We start from the raw sequence: 20274 nt of genomic DNA on the forward strand, positions 1-20274 counted from the left end.
GGCTTCCATCGCTTTCCTCGTAACTCACTTGAAGATAAGCAAATAATGCCTTATTTTTTAACACAGTAGTACTAGGAGCGAACTGGCAAGTAACATCAGCATTCCACGCCGCAACCGGCACCCAGGGAGAGGAGCGAGCTTTTTCATGCCATGAATCTTGGCAAATGAGCTTTCGCTTGACTAGCTAATGAATACTTAAAGACTATATAAGGTAGGCTAATCAATAGTTCTTTGGAGGCTGGATCATGGTCAGGCGCAACCTCAACGATCTCCTGTCCTTCGTCACAGTGGCGCGGGAAGGCAGCTTTACCCGTGCTGCCGCATTGCTGGGCGTTACGCAATCGGCGCTAAGTCAGGCCATCAGCGGCCTGGAGACACGGCTTCAGATCCGATTGCTCATGCGCACGACGCGCAGCGTTTCGCCCACGGCAGCCGGAGAGCGTTTGCTGAACGCCATTGGCCATCGCTTGGACGAAATCGAGGCAGAGTTGGACGAATTGACGGCGTTGCGCGACAAGCCCGCGGGCACGGTGCGTATCACCTGTGGCGACTACGTGCTGCACAGCGTGTTGCTGCCCAAACTCACCCCACTGCTGCGCGAGTACCCGGACATCAAGCTGGAGTTCGACGTCAACTACGGCCTGCGCGACATCGTGGCAGATCGCTTCGACGCAGGCGTGCGGTTGGGCAAGACCATCGACAAGGACATGATCGCAGTGCCCATCGGGCCACCTCTGCGCCTGGCAGTGGTGGCATCGCCGGGCTATTTTGCTGCCCGCCCCATTCCGAAGACGCCGAATGACCTCATGGCGCACCAGTGCATCAATCAGCGTATGCCCACTTCCGGAGGGCTGTACGTCTGGGACTTCGAGCGCCGTGGCCGGCAGGTCAATGTGCGTGTAGAGGGCCCGCTGATCTTCAACACCACGCAGCCGCAGGTGGACGCGGCGCTCGCCGGATTGGGTATAGCTCTACTGCCAGAAGACGAACTGCAGCCGCACATCGACGCTGGCCGGCTCACGCGCGTGCTGGAGGATTGGTGCCCGAAATTTGAAGGCTACCACCTGTATTACCCAAGCCGGCGTCAACCATCGCCCGCGTTTTCGCTGGTAGTACAAGCATTGCGTTTTAGTGGAGTTGCCCGCTAATTGACGGGCAGTACCCTCTGCCGCCCTCTAGCCCTCCCAACCGCCACGCGCAGTCGCAGCGCGTTGCGGCATGGCTGGCTTGAGTGTTAGGCAGTGCCTATGCCATCGGTCGTTGACGGTTTCGTTGCAGGCAGCGACTTCCTGGTGGATTGGGTGCATCACCGCTTCCTAAGGGATTGGATCGCTTGTTCAGCAGTTGCGTTGCGGCCCTGGGCCTTCTCGCATCTCAAATCGGTAACCGTTCAACGGCGGTTCAAGTCAGAGAGCAGATATTGCAGCCTCGCAGTCCCAACGGCCGAGTGGGGTCGGGAAGAGCCGACTGGCACTCGCTCTCGCAACACGCCTGCAGGCACGCACCGGAGGCCCGCCCTCGCCCCCCAAAGCCCCAATCGCGCGCCGCAGTACTGCTTCCAGCAACAGGATTTCGCTACGAAAAGAATCTCTCGGCTAAACCGCTCTGCGCGGCATTGGAGTCTACGGGCATCGAATCATTGCACTTGATCAGCTTGCCAGACAGGATCTTCAGAAGTGGCGGAATGGGGTTCCGCATCGCGCCTGGGTGCGCGAGGTATCCCCTGCATGGGCTCGGCAACCCGGCCCATGCGGAGCCAGCGACACATTCCCGAGTGTCCAGCGCTTGACATCTCGGCCGGCGCGAGCTTTGCTGGCAAAAGGAAGCGGCTCTCCAGTTATCGCCCATGCCCTTGCAGACGTCCCCTTCGCCCTCCGCCCGTACTTGGGCCCTCCACTGCACGCTTTTTCGCGGGCAGACGCCGCCACGCGCCTGCCTGTACCTGCTCGCGGACCTGCGCCGGGGCGTTGCGCTGTCGGCCATTCTGGCCGAGCAGCCGATGGGTGGTGCCTTGGCCGCGTGGCTAGAAGCGGCCGCGATCGGCAGACCCCCGCCACAGGCGCTGCAGTCGACCGAGCTGCCCTCGGAGCAAGACCGGCGGGCTCTTTACGCTTGGATTGCGGCGCACGACGTTGTCTTGGAGCCGCAGACTCTCGGTGGGCGTTTCTGGAAGCCTGTCAATCAACTCTTGCGCTCGGCGTGGGAAAGCCTCGGTCTGGCGCCCGGCGCAGTCGGCGAGATGCCGACCTGGTCCGGCGCGCAGCAGGGGCTGGACCGCTGGTTTCGCGAACATTGCCAGCACGTCAGCGGGGCTTGACACCGCGTGCGGCCGGCGTCGGCGACATTGGCTACCCCGGTGGTGCGGGGCGGCGCTAGCCGCGGCAAGTCCTGATGTCCGACAAGAAAAACCCCTCGGCGCGGGGTGCTCCGAGGGGCTGAAGGCCTGTAGGCAGGAGGAGATCTAGCGCCTACACGGGCAGTGTATGGTGCCAGCCGACCTTGCCGCATCACCCAAATTGGTGATTACGTAGAGTGGACTTCCGGCGCGGCCAGTCTCCAGACCTCGGTCCATCGCTGTCCTGCCTGTGAACGCCACCGAAGTTGGGCGAGGAGGACCTTGAGGGTGATAAGGGTCGTCTTGTTTATGGGTGCGGCCGACCTTTAGCTCACGCCATCGGCCACTATTGCTGCGTGAGCATCAGATCCAGGTTCTGAACCGCGGCGCCGGATGCGCCTTTGCCAAGATTGTCGAAAACCGCGGACAGCAGGACGTGCCCGTGCTCCATGTTAGGAAATACGCTTAAGTGCATGTCGTTCGTACCGTTCAGCACTTGCGGATCCAGGTGTTTTAAAACACACGATTCGTGCAACGGCAGGACATGTACATGGTCCGCCCCGGCATAGTGGCGGGCGAGGCATGCGTGGAGCGTGGCGCCATCCACGTCGGAGGCCAGCAGCCTCAACGCGAGGGGCACCGTCAGCACGATGCCCTGGCGGAATGCACCATACGCGGGAACGAAGATGGGACGCTGCGCGAGCCCGGCGTGCTGCTGGATCTCCGGTGGGTGCTTGTGCGCGAGTTCCAGGCCATACACCTGGAATGCCGGCGCGCTGACGGCATCCGACCCCTCATACTCCTCCACGCCGGCACGCCCGCGTCCGGAGTAGCCGGACACCGCATGAATGCTGACCGGGTAGCTGGCTGGGACAAGTCCGGCCTGCACCAGGGGACGCAGCAGGCCAATCGCACCGGTCGGATAGCAGCCGGGATTGGTGACCCGTCGCGCGTTCGCGATGCGCGCGGCCTGTCCCGGTGCCATTTCCGGAAAGCCATATGTCCAGTCCGGATGCGTGCGGTGGGCGGAGCTTGCATCGATCACCCTGACGGCGGGATTGACGATGGCGTTCACCGCCTCGCGCGCGGCGGCATCGGGCAAACAGAGGATGGCGATGTCGCAGGCATTGATGGCTTCCGCACGACGCCGTGGGTCCTTGCGTTCCGACGCGGCAAGCGTGAACAGGCTGAGGTCGGTCCGGCCGCGCAGCCGTTCGTGGATTTGCAACCCGGTGGTGCCTTGGTCGCCGTCGATGAAAACCAGGGGAGAGCTCATGCGAGGAATACTCCGGTGACTGAAGGGGGTAACACGTCGAAGGAGCCCCAATCTTCCATGGACCACTAGAATATGGACAGTTGAATTCCACAACCTTGACATTCAGTTTCCCTGAATCTGGAGCCGACATGCGAGAGATCAGCCTGGACCGCCTGCGCACGCTGGTCGCCATTGCCGACCATGGCTCATTCGCCGAGGCGGCGCGTGCATTGCACCTTGCGCCGCCCACGGTCAGCCTCCACATCGCTGAACTGGAACACCGTATCGGGGCGCATTGACTCATCAGAACTGCAACCCGTGCTGACCTGTTGCCTCACGTAGTTTGCTACCAGTCGGATTGTCCGGCGGGAGCAGCACAACGTGACGAGGCAAATCAGCATGACGACACGCAAGGAGTTGCTCGAAGCGCTGCGAGTGCGGTATCGCAGCGCGGCGTTCGGTGACCGGATCACGATTCTCGATGAGTTCGTGGCCCTGACTGGGTATCACCGCAAGCACGCCATCCGGCTGCTGCGGCAGCAGGTGGCGTCCGCGGCGACGAAGGCGACGCGCGACCGCGACCGGCTGTACGACGAGGCAGTTCGCCAGGCGTTGACGGTGTTGTGGGAAGCGGCCGACAGGGTCTGCGGCAAGCGCCTGAAGGCGTTGATCCCGACGTTGGTTGATGCCATGGAACGGCACGGCCATCTGGACCTGGATCCGGTCATCAAGGCCAAGCTCTTTCAAGTCAGCGCGGCGACCATCGATCGCATGTTGGCCGCTACGCGTTCACACATCGACGGGCAGCGCAAACGCCGCAAAGGCGTCGGCTCGGCCATCCGACGCAGCATCCCGGTACGCACCTTCGCCGACTGGCGCGATCCGCCACCCGGCTACTTCGAGATCGACATGGTCGAACACTGTGGTGGCCCGAAGACCGACGGTGACTTCGTCCACACCCTCACGTTGACCGACATCGCCAGCGGCTGGACAGAATGCGTGGCCATGAGGACGCGCAACCAGATGCTGGTAATCGAAGGGTTCGACAAAGTGGCTGCCGATCTGCCATTCGCGATGCTTGGAGTGGACTCGGATAACGACGGCGCCTTCATGAACCAGAGTGTCTACGACTACTGCAAGGGACGTCGCCTTGAGCAGACCCGCTCGCGGGCCTACAAGAAGAACGATCAGGCCTGGGTTGAGCAGAAGAATGGCGCCGTGGTGCGGCGGTTGGTCGGCTTTGGGCGCCTGAGCGGCGCCGATGCCACGAACGCCCTGGCGCAGTTGTATGCGTCATCGCGGCTGTACATCAACTTCTTCCAACCTTCGTTCAAGTTGAAGTCGAAGACGCGCGACGGCGCGCGTGTGCACAAGGTCTACTTCGCACCAGCCACGCCATGCGATCGGCTTCTGGCCCACGGTAGCGTTGAGCCTTCGATCAAAGAGAAACTGACAGCGCAGTTTAAAAGCCTGGATCCTGTGCGGCTGCTGCAAGAGATCCGGCTTGCTCAGCAGACGTTGAGCGACATCGCGGCCCACGGCGTGCGTACCGAAGCGGCGCCAGCGGGCGAATCAGACGTTGCCGTCTTCCTCGCGAGCCTGTCTTCGGCGTGGATAGACGGGGAGGCGCGTCCAACGCATCGCAAGCGGCCCACCGCAAAGCACTGGTGGAGGAGTCGGGTGGATCCGTTCGCCGACGCGTGGCCGCTTGTCGAAGGGTGGTTGGTTGCCGAGCCCTCTGCGTCGGCCACCGAATTGATGAATCGGTTGGCCGCGATGGTTCCGGACGCGTATGCCAGCAAGGCACAACTGCGGACGTTGCAGCGCCGAGTCAAGGCGTGGCGCGTCGAGCGCGCGAAAGAAATGGTCCTGGGCGGCCTGCACAAGTCCGCCGTCATGCCGACTGAAGTGTAAAAACCGTCGCAAAAAATATGGAGATCGAGGGGGCCGGGCGCTTCGCGCCCGGCAAGCCATGAACAAAGAGATGAAGAAGAAGGCAAAACGACAACAAATCGTCGGGTAACATTCCTTAGTGAGGCAACACGTCGGGGCACCGCTCCTGTCGCGAAAACGCGGTCAGGTAAGGCCGTCGGCGATCGGAGAGGTGCTGGTGGAGCGCGGGCGTCGGCTGCTGGCCGATGCGGAGCAGGCGCTGGACGATATACAACGACAGGTGGAGGGGCTCGAAGGGCGCGCCCGGCTTGGTGCGTCGACTGGCGCGATCGCGCACCTGCTGCCACAGGCGCTAGAGGTGCTGCGCCAGCAGCATCCCGCCATCGACGTTCAGATTGCGGTCCTCACTTCGCAGGAAACACTGTCCCGACTGGCGGACGGCACGCTGGATATCGGGCTGGTTGCACTGCCTCAGTCGCCGGTGGCCGGACTGGTGATAAAACCCTGGCGCCGAGACCCCGTGATGGCCTTCGTGCCGGCGCATTGGCAGTCCCCGGCCCGCGTCACGCCGGAATGGCTCGCCGCCCAGCCTCTGATTCTCAATGACGCGACCACGCGCCTCTCGCGTCAGACTGCGGAGTGGTTCGCCGCCGCGGGACACCATCCCGCACCACGCATTCAGATCAACTACAACGACGCGATCAAGAGTCTGGTTGCGGCGGGTTACGGCGCGGCGCTGTTGCCCCACGAGGCCACCACTCCATTGCCGGACAAGCGCATTGTCATGCGTCCGCTGCGCCCGGCGTTATGGCGTCGGCTCGGCATCGCGCATCGGTGCGGGGTACGTTGAACGCTCCACCCAACACGTACTGGATGCGCTGTGGGATCTGAGATTGGTGTAGTAGTTGCCAGTCGCAGCTTCGGTTCGTTCTCGCTGGGACGGTAGCCTTATTGCACGCCACGGCGAATAAATGGCCGGTTTATAGAAATTTGATTGACCGAGATGGCTCTGGTTACAGAAGTTCGCAGCCGTGGCCTGCGTCGGCGCCGCGCGGAAGACCGCCTCCGCCATGAGCCGCCGGTCACGAGCGAGTCCGCTATGGCCGGTCTAGAGCTGCGAGCGGACATTTGCCACAACCGGAGGCTCCGATATGAAGCTGCGTGCGCCGCCAGCGCCAATCCGTACGGGACGTCGCGTCAATCCAGCGCGAGTTGGCGTGACTCTTTCGGTGCAATCTTTGCCTGAGCCACGACTTGGCGCCAACGGTTCAGATCCTTCTGCAGCCTCTGCGCAAGCGCGTCGGCACCTCCGGGCTCGGTGCGTGCACCATGGCTCTCGAAGCGTTCGACGACCTCTGGATCGACAAGTACCTCGTTAAGCGCTTGATTGAGGCGATCGATGGCTGCCGCGGGCGTACCGGCCGGCGCAAACAGCCCATACCATTGCCCGACATCCACCCCAGTGACACCCAGCTCTGCGAGCGTCGGCACGCCAGGAAGGGCCTCCAGGCGCTTCGGTCCTGCCACCGCCAACGCGCGCAGTTGTCCCGCACGGATGAAAGGGTATGCCGTGAATAGACTGGGAAACATGATTTGCGCTCGACCATTGACCGTGTCGGCGATTGCAGGTGCGGCCCCCTCATAAGTCGCGCTTGCCATCGACGTTCCGCTGCTGAGCTGGAACAGTTCGGCAGCGAAGTGCGGCGGCGTCCCATCGCCGGCAGATGCGTATCTGAAAAAGCGGGGTGCCCCCTTCAGCCCAGCGATGAGCGTGTGCAGGTCGGGGGCGTCCGGATGGGTGACCATCAAGGTCGACGAAGAACCGACGAGCCCGACCGGCTCAAAATCGCTAACCGGATCGTAACCCAGCCTTTGCAGTGCGGGGTTCATCGCGTGCGTGCCGACGTAACCGAACATCAAGGTGTGGCCATCCGGCGAGGAGCCCGCCACGTACTCGCTTGCGATGGCGCCGTTCGCGCCGGCCCTGTTGTCGACCAACACTTCCTGGCCAAGCAGCGGGCCCAACTTGGCGGCGATGATGCGAGCCATCGTGTCGTTGCCGCCACCGGCGCGCGTCGGCACGATGATTGTCAGGGCTCTGTGCGGGAAATCTGAGGGCTCGACTTCTCTTGCTTCTGGACGCGAGAACACATATTCGGGCACATGCAGCTCACCTTGCATGATCTTTCGTGCCGTGCGAACGAGAACGGCGCGCTCGACCGTGGCGGAATCTGCGCGGCCGCTCAACTCGACTTCGACATCGATCTGGCCGGCGGGATGCAACACGACCAGTTTGTGGCGGCCCGGTTCGCGCGCCGCCCCACTCGCGACCGTTCCCGGCAATGCAAACGCACTGGCGACGCCGATGGCGCCCGTCACGGCGTGTGATGCATGGCATTTGCGCGGCGTGAAATAGCGTGAGGTGATGCTGTCGTTCGACACGCCCATGCTGACCAGCACCGGCTTTGGAATGACGCTGTCGGACACGTCGCCGAGGCCCATCCTGCGCCCGGCCTCGAGGCGAAGGCTTTCCAGCCGATCGAGGAGCGCAGTGTTTGCATCAAGGGCCGCCGGTTTCTCGCGCCCTGTGACGCCGAGATCGCCGGCGCGCACAATCATCAGCGGCATGGCCGCATCGATGCAGGTCACCTCGATACCGTCAATCGTGTCGATGCGCTTGCCTGTCGGGAACACCTGCCCGGTGACCGCACCCCACGCATCGAGGAAGTTGAGCAGGATGGGCGCCGCCGTGCCGGCCACACCATCGATGCGCGCGTCGCCTTCATAGGTCACGCGGCCGCCGGGCGTTCGCACCGTTACGTCGATCCGCGACTTGGTGTTGACGTTGTAGACGCGAACGCTGGTCGTGCCGTCCATCGCGGGAATCAAGCCCTGCTCGATCGCGAAAGGCGCAACACCGGAGAGCATATTTCCGCAGTTCGGCCGCGTGTCGACCGAGCAGTGACCCACGCCGACCTGCGCGAACAGATAGTCGATGTCGCAGCCCGGCTGCGACGAGCGCGACACGATGGCGACCTTGCTGTTCAGCGTGCTGCCGCCACCCACACCGTCGAGCTGAAGCGGGTCGGAGGCACCGATGGCGCCGATCAGCGCCTGGTCGCGTGCCTCGTCGCCCTCCGGCAACCACTCGCGCAGAAAGAAAGGGCCTCGCGAAGTGCCGGCGCGCATCAGCACGCAAGGGATCGACCTGTTCATCTCAGTCCGCGGTGATCTTGGCGGCCTGGACCACCTTCTTCCACTTGACCTGCTCTTGCGCAACATAGTTGCGCATCTGGTCGGTCGTCATGGGCGAGACTTCGGCACCGTGGTCCTCGAGCCGCTTGATCACGCTCTTGTCGGCCAGCACCTCATTGAGCACCTTGTTGAGCTGTTCGACTACAGGCTTGGGCGTCTTCGCCGGCGCGAAGATCCCGTACCACTGCGAGACGTCGACGTCGGCAATGCCCTGCTCCTGGAGCGTGGGTACGTCCGGCATGAGGGTCGAGCGCTTGGCGCCTGCAACACCCACGGCCTTCAGTTTGCCGGCCTTGACGTACGGCATGGCCATGAAGAGGCTTGGGAACATCACCTGCGTCTGGCCTCCGATGGTGTCCGTGATGGCTGGCGCGGACCCCTTGTAGGGCACGTGCAGCATGCTTGTACCTGTCGAAAGCTTGAACATCTCGGCGGCAAAGTGCGGCGCCGTGCCGTTGCCGGCCGAGGCGTAGCTGGTCTTGTCCGGGGCGGCCTTGAGCATCGCTACGATCTCCTTCGCGTTGCCGGCCTTGACGGCTGGATTGAGCACCATCACCGTCGCCGACGATCCGACCATGCCGACGGGCTCGAAGTCCTTGACCGGGTCGTAGCGAAGCTTCTGCAGCGCCGGATTCATCGCGTGCGTTGCGATGTAGCCCAGCATGAGCGTGTAGCCGTCGGGCGCAGCGCGCATCACATACTCGCAGGCGATGGCGCCGTTGCCGCCCGCCTTGTTGTCAACGATGACCGGCTGCTTGAGGATGGCCGACATGGCTTGGCCGATGACGCGCGCCATGGCGTCGTTGGCACCCCCTGCCGCCGTTGGGACCACGAGGGTGATCGGCTTTTCAGGAAAGGCGGCGATTGCGCTGGCGCAGGCAAAGGACGCCGCCAGCGCAACGGCACCAACGAGGCGAAGCTTCTGTAACTTCAATTTGTCTACTCCGATGGATTGTCGAAAGGTGGATGCAAGTAGGCTCTTGCGTGGCCTTGATCGTATGTTCCGCTTTTGGATGTCTTCTGTGAATTGCATGTTTAAGATCGATTGATGCACACTGTGGATAACTGAGACTGCCCCCCGGAGCACTGTGCCATGACCATCAACTTCAATCTCAACGATCTGCAGGCATTCCGGGCGGTGGCTGAGCTCAACAGCTTCCGCAAGGCAGCCGAGGCGCTGCATGTATCGCAGCCGGCCTTCAGCCGACGCATCGAAAAGCTCGAGGAAGCGCTCGGCGTTCGGCTGCTCGACCGCACCACCCGGCACGTGAGCCTGACCTCGGTCGGACGCGACTTCGATCGCAAGGTGCAGCAACTCCTGGACGACCTCGACCACACGCTCCTGGGCATCCGCGGTGTGGCGGCCACGCGCATGGGCGAGGTGACGATTGCCTGTGTGCCTTCGACCGTCTACTACTTCCTGTCGCAGGTGATCTCGCGCTACCACGAGCGCTACCCGAAGATCCGGGTGAAGGTTTTCGACGCCAGTGCCAACGAGGTGCTATCGGCTGTGTCGCGGGGCGAGGCGGACTTTGGGTTGAACTTTGTCGGTGGCAAGGAGCCGGACATCGAATTCAAGCCCTTGCTGGAGGAGCGTTTCGTCGCGGCCTGCAGGCGCGACCACCCACTTGCCAGGAAGCGTCGAGTGAGCTGGACGGAACTGGCGCAGTACGACTACATCTCGGTCAGCAAGGCGTCGGGCAACCGGCTGCTGCTGGATCAAGCGCTTTCGAGCCTGCCCGGCCGTCCGCAGAGCATCTACGAGACCCAGCACGTCACGACGATGCTCGGCCTTGTGGAGGCAGGCCTCGGCGTGGCCGCGGTGCCTTCGATCGCCATGCCGGACGCGGACCATCCGCTGCTGGTGAGCGTGCCCCTTTACGACCCGGTGATCACCCGCAAGATCGGTCTCATCCGGCGCAAAGGTCGAACCTTGTCCCCGGCGGCGCAACAGCTCTACGCTTTCTTCTCCGAGATGAAGGCGAAGCGCGGCAAGCCAGAAGGCCGCCGCGCGGTGGGTTGAAGATCCTGAGGCGGGCCGTGCTCCAAGCCCGGTGCCCGGTTCAGTGCGCCGGGCCGGCGTGGCCGAGCGGCGCAGGCAAGTCTACCGAACCCTCTTCGAGTTCGTGCTCGGCGTTGGCGTAGTTCGCGGCCAATTCCAGGCGCAGCACGTCTCGGTCGCAAGCGTTTTCCCAGATCGAGACCACGATGCAGGCCACTGCGTTGCTGATGGTGCTGGTGAGCGCTCGCGCCTCGGACATGAAGCGATCGACTCCCACGATCAGCGCCACGCCAGCCACTGGCAGATCGGGCATGACCGTGAGCGTGGCGACCAGGGCGACGAAACCACTGCCAGTCACCCCCGCTGCGCCCTTGGAGGTCAGCAGCATGATGCCCAGCATCGAGGCGATCTGGAGCCACGACAGATGGATGTCGCAGGCCTGGGCGATGAACATCGACGCCAGCGTGAGGTAGATGGCCGTGCCGTCGAGATTGAACGAATAGCCGGTCGGGAGCACCAACCCGACCACTCCCTTCTTGCAGCCGAGCCGCTCGAGCTTGAGTAAGAGTCGGGGCAGCGCTGGTTCGCTGGAGGAGGTGCCGAGCACCACCAGCAACTCTTCCTTTATGTAGCGCATCAACTGCCATAGCTTGAACCCGTGCAGACGCGACAGCACGCCGAGTACGACGACGACAAAGAAGACGCAGGCTAAATAGAAGGTCCCGATCAGCAGTCCGAGTGATCCGATCGACTTGATGCCGTATCGCCCTACGGTGAACGCCATCGCGCCGAATGCGCCGATCGGTGCCAGCCGCATGATGATGCCGAAGGCTGCGAAGAGCATCTGCGAGAAGCCTTCGATGCCCTCGAGCACCGGCTTGGCGGCCGTCCCGATCTTCGTTAGACCGAATCCGCAGAGCACGGCGAGCAGCAGCACCGGCAACACCTCGCCTTCGGCGAAGGCGCCGACGAACGCATTCGGAATGATGTGCATGACGAAGTCGGTGAAGCCGTGGATGTGCACTTGATTCGCGAAGCGCGTCGCCACGGAGGCGTCGAGGTTCTTCGGATCGATATGCATGCCGGCGCCGGGTTGCATCAGGAACACGGTGACCAGGCCCGTGATGAGGGCCAGGATCGTCAGTGCGTAGAAGAGTCCCATTGCCTTGAGCAAGGTCTTGCCGATCTCCTTTGAGTCGCCGAGCGAAGTGATGCCACTCACGATGGTGCAGAACACCACCGGCGCGATCATCATCTTGACCAGCTTGACGAACCCATCGCCGAGCGGCTTCAGCGCGGCACCGAACTCGGGCCAATAGTGGCCCACGGCAATGCCGAGGATCAGGCCGATCAGGACCTGTACATAAAGCAGCTTTGGGAGTTTGCGGATATTCACGACGTTGTCTCCGGGTTGAGAGGCGCACAGATGCGTACCGGTCTGCGCCGGTTCGGGTCGGTATCGAAGGGCTGGAGCGGGCTCAGCGGTGCGCGCTGAGCACCCGATCGACCATGACGCCGGCTTGACCGAGGTTGTTCGCCGGGTCGCACATGGCATCGAGTTTGGCTCGCGTGACGTGCTTGTTGATCTCCGGGTGGGCGGCCAGGATCTCGATCAGCGGTCGGTTGTCGGCCAGTGCCTGGCGGCACAGGTCATAAACCAGGTCGTGTGCGTATTCACGGCCGATGTACGGGCCCAGGCCCATCATCACCGCCTCGGACATCACTAGCCCGTTGGTGATGTCGATGTTGGCGCGCATGCGTGTAGCGTCGACCTCCAGACCCTTGAGGATGAACTTGGTCTGCTTCAGCGCGCCGGACATCAGGCAGAAAATCTCGGGCAGCGATACCCACTCGATTTCCCACGGACCCGTGGAGCGCTCGTGGTCGGCCACCATCGCATCCATGAGCGCAGCGGCATGCTGGCGCGCGACCGAGATGTTGGCGTGGATGTAGAGGCAGGAGATCGGGTTGCGCTTTTGGGGCATGGTCGACGACGATCCGCGGCCCGGCGCGAAGGGCTCGAAGACCTCCGCCACTTCGGTCTGCATCATCAGCTTGACATCCATTGCAATCTTGCCGAGCGAGCCGCCGACCAGACCGAGGAAGGCGCCGACTTCCGCGATCGTGTCGCGCACCGTGTGCCACGAGATCAGCGGTTGGGCCAGTCCCAGCTCCTTCATCAGTCCGGCCTGGGTTTCCATGGCGCCCTTCTCCAGCGAGGACAAGGTGCCCGACGCACCGCCGAACTCGCCCATGAGGACGCGCGGCTTGAGTTGCTGCAGGCGTTCACGGTGACGATCGATGCCGGCCAGGATGCTCGCCATCTTGTAGCCGAAGGTGATTGGCGTGGCCTGCTGAAGATTGGATCGGCCGATGACGGGCGTGTCACGGTACTTGCTGGCCAGGGCGGCAAGCGCATCGCCGATCTCGTCCAGATCCTGCTCGACCAGCGCCAGGCCTTCGCGCATCTGCAGCACGGCGGCCGTGTCGGTGATGTCCTGCGTGGTGGCGCCCCAGTGGCAATACTCGCCGAGCTTGTCCCGGCAGTTTGCATTGATCTGGTTGACCACCGCGATGATGGGATAGCCGATCTGCTCGGTCTTGGCCTTCAACCTGGCCCAGTCGATCTGCGACAGGTCGCAGTTGCGGACGATCTCGTCCGCGGCTTCCTTCGGGATGATGCCGAGTTCACCCTGGACCTTCGCGAGCGCGCGCTCGATGTCCAGGTACTTGGCAGTGCGGTTCTCGTCGGACCAGACTTCGCGCATGCGCGCGTCGCTGAACATGTCGCCGAAGATGCGCGAGTCGATGATGGTGGAGGCCATGGTGCTTGTCTCTCTGCGGTGGAAGTTGGGAAATAGGGTCAGTTGCGGGCAAGGGCGAGCGTGCGTTGTGCCTGCAGCACGACGGGCCGGTCGATCATGCGACCGTCGAGCCGGGCTGCGCCGGGCGATGCAGCATCGGCAATAAGGACGCGCTGAGCCCAGTCCAGTGCCTGCGCGCCCGGATGCAGTGCGGCGTGGATCGGCTGTACTTGGCGTGGGTGGATGCACAGCTTGGCGCCGAAGCCAAACCGTCGCGCATCCGCAAGATCCGACAGGAGGCGTTCCTCGTCGTCCAGTTGCGGCGTAACGCCTGCGACCGGTGCCGACAGGCCCGCCAGGCGCGAGGCAATTGCGATGCGGCTGGCTGCATAGCCAAGGCCGGAAGCGTCAGTGGAGATGTCCATGTCGAGGTCAAGCGCGAAATCGAGCGTGCCGAACACCAGGCGCTGGGCGCCGGCGGCCGCGATGTGGTCCACCTCGGACACGCCGCGTGCGCTTTCGATGAGCGCGAGGATGCCGGCATCCGGCAAGGCAGCCTGCGTCTCGGCGACCTGTGCGGCCGACTCGGCCTTGGGCAAAAGCACGGCGGTCGTCGGCGCATCGTTCAAAGCCGCAAGGTCCGCTGCAAACCATGGGGTGCCGGCGTCATTGATACGCACGACGATGCGCGCCCGCTCCGCGGGTGTTGCACCCTGCAGCCATGTCGTGATGGCGCTGCGTGCATTGGCCTTGTCGTCGGGGGCCACGGCGTCCTCGAGGTCGAGCACGACCCTGTCGGCACCGCTGGCAAGCGCTTTGACAAAACGCTCCGGGCGCGTGCCGGGCACGAAGAGGTAAGTGCGGGCGGGAACCAGCATTTCGGCGGGCATGACAGCCACCTCAGACGGCGTTGGACGTGTGCAGGCCGTCGATCTCGGCCGCGCTGTAGCCGAGCTCCGTCAGGATTGCGTCCGTGTGCTCGCCCAGTGCAGGTACTGGATCCATCCGCGGGCCGGTATCCCAGGTCCCGGGAGGGAGCATGGCGGGCACCGGCCCTGTCGCCGTTCCCACTTCGGTCCAGCGCCCGCGCGCCTCGAGCTGCGGATGCGCCCAGACGTCCTTCATGGTGTTGACTTGGGCATTGGCGATCTGCGCGAGTTCGAGTCTCTCGACTACCTGCGCGCCGGTCAGGGACGCGAAGGCATCCACGATGATCTGACGCAACGCCACCCGCTCTGCGACTCGCCTGAAGTTGGCCGTGAAGCGCGGATCCGTGGCGAGTTCAGGTAGCTGTAGCACCTTGTCGCAGAAACTGACCCATTCGCGCTCGTTCTGCAGGCCCAGCATCACGGTGGTGCCGTCTCCGGCCGGGAACGGGCCGTACGGATAGATCGTGGCGTGGCTGGCGCCGGTGCGCGGCGGTGGCGCCGCCCCTTCGAATGCATAGTAGAGCGGATAGCTGGTCCACTCGGCCAGCGACTCCAGCATGGAGATGTCGATGCGTTGACCCTTGCCGGTCTGGCCGCGCTGCAACAGCGCCGCGAGGATGTTGCTGTAGGCGTACATGCCGGCGGCAATGTCCGCGATCGAGGGGCCTGCCTTGCAGGGCTCTTCAGGCGTGCCGGTGACGGAGACAAAGCCGGCCTCACTCTGGATCAACAGGTCGTAGGCCTTCTTGTCGCGGTACGGGCCGGGATTGTGCGGGTCGTCGCCATAGCCGGAAATATCGCAAACGATCAAGCCTTGCTTGGCGCCGGAGAGCTTGTCGTAGCCAAGCCCGAGGCGGGCTGCCGCGCCTGGCGCGAGGTTCTGCACGACGACATCGGCCTTCTCCATCACCAGCCGCTCAAGCACCCGGGCTGCCTCGGGGTGCTTCACGTCCAACGTGAGGCTTTCCTTGGAACGGTTGGTCCAGACGAAGTGAGACGCCAGGCCGCGAACGCGCTCGTCGTAGCCCCGCGCGAAGTCGCCGGATCCTGGCCGCTCGATCTTGATGACGCGGGCGCCGAGGTCAGCCAGTTGGCGAGTGGCGAAGGGCGCGGCAATCGCGTGCTCGAGCGTGACAACGGTGATGCCCTTGAGTGGCTGCATGTCTATCTCTCTGAATGTCGTTCGTGAATCAACGCAGCACGGCGGTGGCGTCCATCGTCAGCCAACCCGCGTGGTCCGAGGCCCAGAGACGGATCGATTTGCCGTCGGCCTGCGGTTGCCCACTGACGTGGAATGCGTTCAGGTCGAATGTGGGGCGCACGGCCTTGAATCGAAAGCTCGCCACATCTGCGTCCGGCAACTGGCGGCGCAACAGGTCTAGCAGCAGCGTGGCGATCAGCGGGCCATGGACGATCAGCCCTGGGTAGCCCTCGACCTGCGTCACGTACTGGCGGTCGTAGTGGATGCGGTGGCCATTGAAGGTGAGTGCGGAGTACCGGAACAGCAGAACGTCGTCGGGCACGATCTCGCGGCGCCAGGCCGCGTCGGTCGGCGCGACTTGTGGGGGCGGCGCGACGTCGTTCGGGCCCTGCGCTTCCCGGTAAACGATGTCGTGAAATTCGACGAGCGCCGGCTCGGTGGCCTCGTTGCAGCGCACCTCGTGGCGCACCTTCACAAACACGAGCTTGCCGGTACGGCCTTCCTTGGTCGAGACGTCGTCGATGGTCGAGGTCCGCGCAACACGGTCGCCCACGCGGATCGGCGAACGGAACTCGAACTGACTGCCGGCCCACATGCGCCGAGGCAGGGGAACCGGCGGAAGGAAGCCGCCGCGCCTGGCATGGCCGTCGGCGCCGATTTCGCTCTGCCGATGCATCGGCAGGAAGTAGAGCCAATGCCAAAGTGGCGGGAGGGTGGTGCCGGCAACTACCGGCGTCGCCGGATGGTCCAAGGTCGCGGTCAGCGCCACGACAGGCGTGGGGTAGATGGTGTCTTCGAACCTCTCGCTGCGCCCTATCCACGATTGCAGTTGATCTTGCTGTACGTCCACTTCGCCTCCTTCGTTGGCTGCACCAAGCGGCAGCAGTTGTTGGGAGCGAGTGTGCGACGCAGCCTAAGTTAAGGGAATTGCAATGTTTGGTCCTATTGATGCATCCAATGCAATAAACGGGGTGTTCCTGATTGAAGCAAAGAGGTTCGAGAGCCCCCTTGCTGAAAAGCGAACGACCGATTGCTGGTGCAGTGCGGTCGTGCGCTCCGCGTCGCGCTAGGACTGCGACGGGTCGGTAAGAGCCAGTGGGCAGCCGGGTGGTAGGGCACGATAACGAGTTCGCACTTCGCGGATGGTACGGAGAGCGAAGCATGTGCGCAAAGAAGCGCCTGCAGCGCAGTCCAGCTAATTCGCGCTTCTTTTCACGGCAGTCCAGCTAATTCCGGTTCTGAGACGGCCAAGCTGCGACGGAATTAGCGGTTAAGCCATTGATTTTTCTGGAATCGCAGTCCGGCGAATTCCAGTTCCTAACAGAAACTGTAGGAAACCGGAATTAGCTGGACTACGTGCGCTTCTGCTGGACTAGAAATCCGGAATTAGCTGGAATGTGCGCACCATATCTCGGCCGAGCGCTGAGGGCGGGACGGCCCCACGGCCGTCCCGCAATGATCCCATATCAATCGAGTCCAGGAATCACGGGAGCTTCGAAGTGTTGTTGCGACGGAATCATCCGCAACTTGGCCCCATCCCACCTGCGTGGGTTTATTCCACTGGCAGAAAGAAACGGAATGATTGTGTCCATCGGAGCGTGGGCACTGCGCGAAGCTTGCCGGGAAGCTACTGGCTGGTCGAGCGACGTCAAAGTATCGGTGAATATTTCACCGTTGCAAATTACTTCTGATCTGCCGGAGCATGTATCAGAGATCCTTGCGAACAGCGGCTTGCCGCCCGAGCGGTTGATACTCGAAGTGACTGAGACGACTTTGCTTGAGCCTTCTGAAGGCAATGTTGAGATACTCAAAACGTTACGTGAGCTTGGTGTCCAGATCGCGCTGGACGATTTCGGGATAGGCTTTGCTTCGCTGAATTATTTATTACGATTTTCATTTGACAAGATTAAAATCGATCGCGCTTTCGTAAGCGGCGTTCTCGATCGGCATGAGAGTCAGACTATCGTGCATGCCGTCTTTGATATCGGGCGATCACTAGGGATTCCAGTAGTGGCAGAAGGAGTTGAGACTGCAGAGCAATTGGCATGGTTGATTGATAATGGATGTAACCAGGTACAGGGATATTTTTTGGGGAGACCGATGCCGCGTGAGGCCGTCTTTAGTCTCGTGGGCGACCACGCCGTAGCGGTATGATTACCTCGATGCCCGGCAAGCCAGTTAGTTCGTGGCCAATCCCCCTGGCATTTGACAGGTAGACTCAAAAGCATGCCCCTATTTGGTTGGGAAGAAATTTGATGTGTTGCATGGGATATTCTTGGCGGGCGGCTAAAGCGTCCGCCCACTGTCACTTTCCCGCAGGACCCCTGCGGCTTTTTTTCGATTATCGGACGCCGCCCGATAGCGGATGCGCTTCCGAATAAAGCCATGGCCGCAGGGCGAGACTGCCACCGAGGCAGATGGGCTACTTCTCGTCCCTCGAGTGCTGCAAGCGAACGCTCTCCCTACGCAATTGACCGGCGTGTAGAGATTGTGGATGTGCAGGAAAGCGGGCCGACACTGGAGGAAAACACGCCTTCAGGAGAAGGCTATCACCGGTATGGCCGATGTCCACATCGCTCTGCTCGCTTTTCCTTCCAAGCCCGTGACCATCTTGGTAAATCCGACCAAGATTGACCTGTGACTCATTGCATGTCCCACGTTCCAGGAATGCGTTGAATGCGTAGCGGAATTCGAGGGCATCGGGCTGGCTTGCTCTCAGGGTTAGCGGTAGTCGCCAGATCTACCCGACTGCTCGCCAATGGTGCGAGTACCCGCCCCCCTGAGGGCCGTGGCATGTGAGCACTCGTCCAGGGGCAAAGGCACGGTGTCAAGCTGTGTCGGGGCGGGCATCGAAACCCGAAGAAATCGCTTGGGAATTGCCCAAGACAACGAATCTACCTTTGCCGGCACGTTTAGCCGCATAAAGTGCCGTGTCGGCTTTCATGAAAAGCTCGTTCCGAGTGCGATCCTCGCCGGGGTTGTGGAGCACGCCGCCAACACTCGTGCTGCAAGTAATCAGGTGGCCATCAAGGATACAGGGCTCGGCGGTCGCCAAAACTATCGCTTTGGCGACACGTTCCGCTGCTTGCGACGTCGAAATGTCCTCCAGTATCACTGCAAACTCGTCGCCGCCCATGCGCGCAACGGAGTCGGATTCGAGAGCGCATGACCTCAGCCGGGTCCCTATGATATTCAGGAGCTTATCACCGACTACATGGCCATAGGTGTCATTCACAGCCTTGAAGTTGTCGAGGTCGACGAGAAGCAGTGCCATCAGCCCGCCGCTTCCGTCGGACCGTTCCGTGGCCGATGCAAAGCGCCGGTCAAAGCCCTTCCGATTGAGCAGGCCGGTCAGGTCATCTAACAGTGTCGTTTGCTCGAGGTGCCGCATCTTCTGGCGCTCTAATGTTATATCTCTGGCGAAGACATGCACTCCGGCCACCGTCTCGGCCGTCCCACTCCAAGCGGGTTGATAGGTAACCTCAAAACAGACGGGCCGGTTTTCGTAGTGGTACTCAGCCTCGTACGTGACCAGCTTGCCTGACAGAGCGAGTCTGAGGTGAGGCCTTATCGCTTTTGCATAAACGTCATCACCCCAGAGGTGCTTGGGCGTCAGGCCGATAATGTCATCTGCAGACATTCCGAATCGCTGTTCGTACGCTTGGTTGACAAAGGCATAGCGTTCCTCCGTATCGAGATAGGCAACGAGGTCCGGTATGTGATTGGCAATGGCATGGATGCGTGCTTCCCGTTCCTCCGCTAGCGCCCTTGCTTTCAGCAGAGCACTCGTGCACCATCTGGATAACATCTTCGCAAGCACCGTGCATGGCAAGTTCAACCTTCTGCCTCACTGACTAATCGCACACTGTCTAGTTCGCTGCCTTAGCGGCGAGCGGTATTGTTCGAAACATTGAGGCAGGAGGCCGAGCGAACATCCGGATGCGCTGGTCGTTAAAATCCCGGGTGGTCGCCTCAACAGTAGTTGCAGTTCTTCTTCTGGCGGTACTGCTGATACTGGAGGATGCACGAAATATACAGAAAGACGCGGGCTTTGTGAGCAAGGCATTTCCCAATTGCGCTGATGGCCCGAGGCTTCGCATTGCTTGCCTGCGGCACTCACCTATGCACCAACGCGGTGCTGATGGGATGCCGGTCAAGCAACATAGTCGTTAACCCTGATTTAAATGTTACTTAATTCGCTGCCACGCAGTACCCCGTTAGACCCTGTGCCCGCGTTGCAGCGGCGCACGTCAAGATAGAGGTCGCCTCATTCATGCAGCCAAACGTTGTTTTTCGGTGCCTAGCTTGATACCGGTGGGCAGGGCAATCTCGCGCTCCGGATTGAGCGTGACCGTGTCGATTGGCGACCAGTCTCGAGTGTTGCATGACCAGCTACGCGGGGTGCGCTCAGGGGCCAGCCGAGTGCGGCCGCAACGATGGGACTGCCAATGGCATAGACCACAGGTCGTCGGATCGGCTCCTTGCTTGCCGGCCGCGTGTGATGGTCACAAGCGGCCAGCACGCGCAGGACGAGGTAAAGCAGGAAGAGATATTTCACGAGTTTCATGGGCCGCCCTGTACGGGGACAGGGCAGCGCCGA

Annotated in this window: 14 protein-coding genes and 2 pseudogenes; 7 read left to right on the forward strand and 9 right to left on the reverse strand. The window is 62.2% G+C overall.

Features of this window, described 5'->3' with window-relative positions; genetic code table 11:
• Positions 1-245 precede the first annotated feature (245 nt).
• On the forward strand, positions 246-1148 hold the full coding sequence (locus ACGLHR_RS37925) for a LysR family transcriptional regulator (protein ID WP_400100526.1): 903 nt from the start codon (positions 246-248) through the stop codon (positions 1146-1148).
• A 698-nt stretch (positions 1149-1846) separates the two neighbouring features.
• Positions 1847-2317: a hypothetical protein gene (locus ACGLHR_RS37930; RefSeq protein ID WP_013958526.1), complete on the forward strand. Its 471-nt coding sequence runs from the start codon at positions 1847-1849 to the stop codon at positions 2315-2317.
• Positions 2318-2681: 364 nt separating this feature from the next.
• On the opposite strand, the gene argC is transcribed toward ACGLHR_RS37930, so the two are convergent.
• Complete coding sequence (argC, locus tag ACGLHR_RS37935; protein ID WP_400100528.1) at positions 2682-3611, reverse strand: N-acetyl-gamma-glutamyl-phosphate reductase; 930 nt, start codon at positions 3609-3611, stop codon at positions 2682-2684.
• Between the two features lie 128 nt (positions 3612-3739).
• On the opposite strand from argC, the pseudogene ACGLHR_RS37940 reads away from it, so the two are divergent.
• The 3 genes and pseudogenes from ACGLHR_RS37940 to ACGLHR_RS37950 all read left to right on the forward strand — a co-directional run.
• A pseudogene (locus ACGLHR_RS37940) lies at positions 3740-3883 on the forward strand (LysR family transcriptional regulator); the annotation flags it as partial.
• Between the two features lie 106 nt (positions 3884-3989).
• A complete protein-coding gene (locus tag ACGLHR_RS37945; RefSeq protein ID WP_400100530.1) occupies positions 3990-5504 on the forward strand; it encodes a transposase family protein in 1515 nt (504 codons plus the stop codon).
• A 130-nt stretch (positions 5505-5634) separates the two neighbouring features.
• A pseudogene (locus ACGLHR_RS37950) lies at positions 5635-6385 on the forward strand (LysR family transcriptional regulator substrate-binding protein); the annotation flags it as partial.
• Between the two features lie 295 nt (positions 6386-6680).
• Here the strand turns inward: ACGLHR_RS37950 and ACGLHR_RS37955 are convergent.
• Entirely contained in the window at positions 6681-8699 is a 2019-nt protein-coding gene (locus tag ACGLHR_RS37955; protein WP_400100532.1) for a 4-oxalomesaconate tautomerase, read from the reverse strand.
• 1 nt (position 8700) lies between these two features.
• The gene (locus tag ACGLHR_RS37960; protein ID WP_400100534.1) at positions 8701-9672 is read right to left on the reverse strand and encodes a Bug family tripartite tricarboxylate transporter substrate binding protein; all 972 of its coding nucleotides are present in this window, start codon (positions 9670-9672) and stop codon (positions 8701-8703) included.
• Positions 9673-9831: 159 nt separating this feature from the next.
• On the opposite strand from ACGLHR_RS37960, the gene ACGLHR_RS37965 reads away from it, so the two are divergent.
• The gene (locus ACGLHR_RS37965) at positions 9832-10761 is read left to right on the forward strand and encodes a LysR family transcriptional regulator (RefSeq protein ID WP_400100536.1); all 930 of its coding nucleotides are present in this window, start codon (positions 9832-9834) and stop codon (positions 10759-10761) included.
• Between the two features lie 40 nt (positions 10762-10801).
• Here the strand turns inward: ACGLHR_RS37965 and dctA are convergent, their stop codons facing one another.
• From dctA to ACGLHR_RS37990, 5 genes are read right to left on the reverse strand one after another with little or no spacing between them, the layout of a single operon-like run.
• Complete coding sequence (gene dctA, locus ACGLHR_RS37970; protein WP_400100537.1) at positions 10802-12295, reverse strand: C4-dicarboxylate transporter DctA; 1494 nt, start codon at positions 12293-12295, stop codon at positions 10802-10804.
• Complete coding sequence (locus ACGLHR_RS37975) at positions 12219-13565, reverse strand: adenylosuccinate lyase family protein (RefSeq protein WP_400100539.1); 1347 nt, start codon at positions 13563-13565, stop codon at positions 12219-12221. Before ACGLHR_RS37975 ends, dctA begins: the two co-directional genes overlap by 77 nt.
• Before the next feature lie 38 nt (positions 13566-13603).
• Positions 13604-14434 (reverse strand): HpcH/HpaI aldolase/citrate lyase family protein, encoded by an 831-nt coding sequence (locus ACGLHR_RS37980; RefSeq protein WP_400100541.1) that lies wholly within the window; start codon positions 14432-14434, stop codon positions 13604-13606.
• Positions 14435-14444: 10 nt separating this feature from the next.
• Positions 14445-15635: a CaiB/BaiF CoA transferase family protein gene (locus tag ACGLHR_RS37985; RefSeq protein ID WP_400100543.1), complete on the reverse strand. Its 1191-nt coding sequence runs from the start codon at positions 15633-15635 to the stop codon at positions 14445-14447.
• Between the two features lie 28 nt (positions 15636-15663).
• Complete coding sequence (locus tag ACGLHR_RS37990; RefSeq protein WP_400100545.1) at positions 15664-16524, reverse strand: MaoC family dehydratase N-terminal domain-containing protein; 861 nt, start codon at positions 16522-16524, stop codon at positions 15664-15666.
• Positions 16525-17129: 605 nt separating this feature from the next.
• On the opposite strand from ACGLHR_RS37990, the gene ACGLHR_RS37995 reads away from it, so the two are divergent.
• Positions 17130-17828, forward strand: coding sequence for an EAL domain-containing protein (locus ACGLHR_RS37995; RefSeq protein ID WP_400100547.1), 699 nt, complete (start codon positions 17130-17132; stop codon positions 17826-17828).
• A gap of 673 nt (positions 17829-18501) precedes the next feature.
• Here ACGLHR_RS37995 and ACGLHR_RS38000 read toward each other — a convergent pair.
• Positions 18502-19482 (reverse strand): diguanylate cyclase domain-containing protein, encoded by a 981-nt coding sequence (locus ACGLHR_RS38000; protein ID WP_400100549.1) that lies wholly within the window; start codon positions 19480-19482, stop codon positions 18502-18504.
• Positions 19483-20274: the final 792 nt, after the last annotated feature.

It is taken from the genome of Cupriavidus sp. CuC1 (assembly GCF_044627735.1).
GTDB lineage: Bacteria > Pseudomonadota > Gammaproteobacteria > Burkholderiales > Burkholderiaceae > Cupriavidus > Cupriavidus ulmosensis.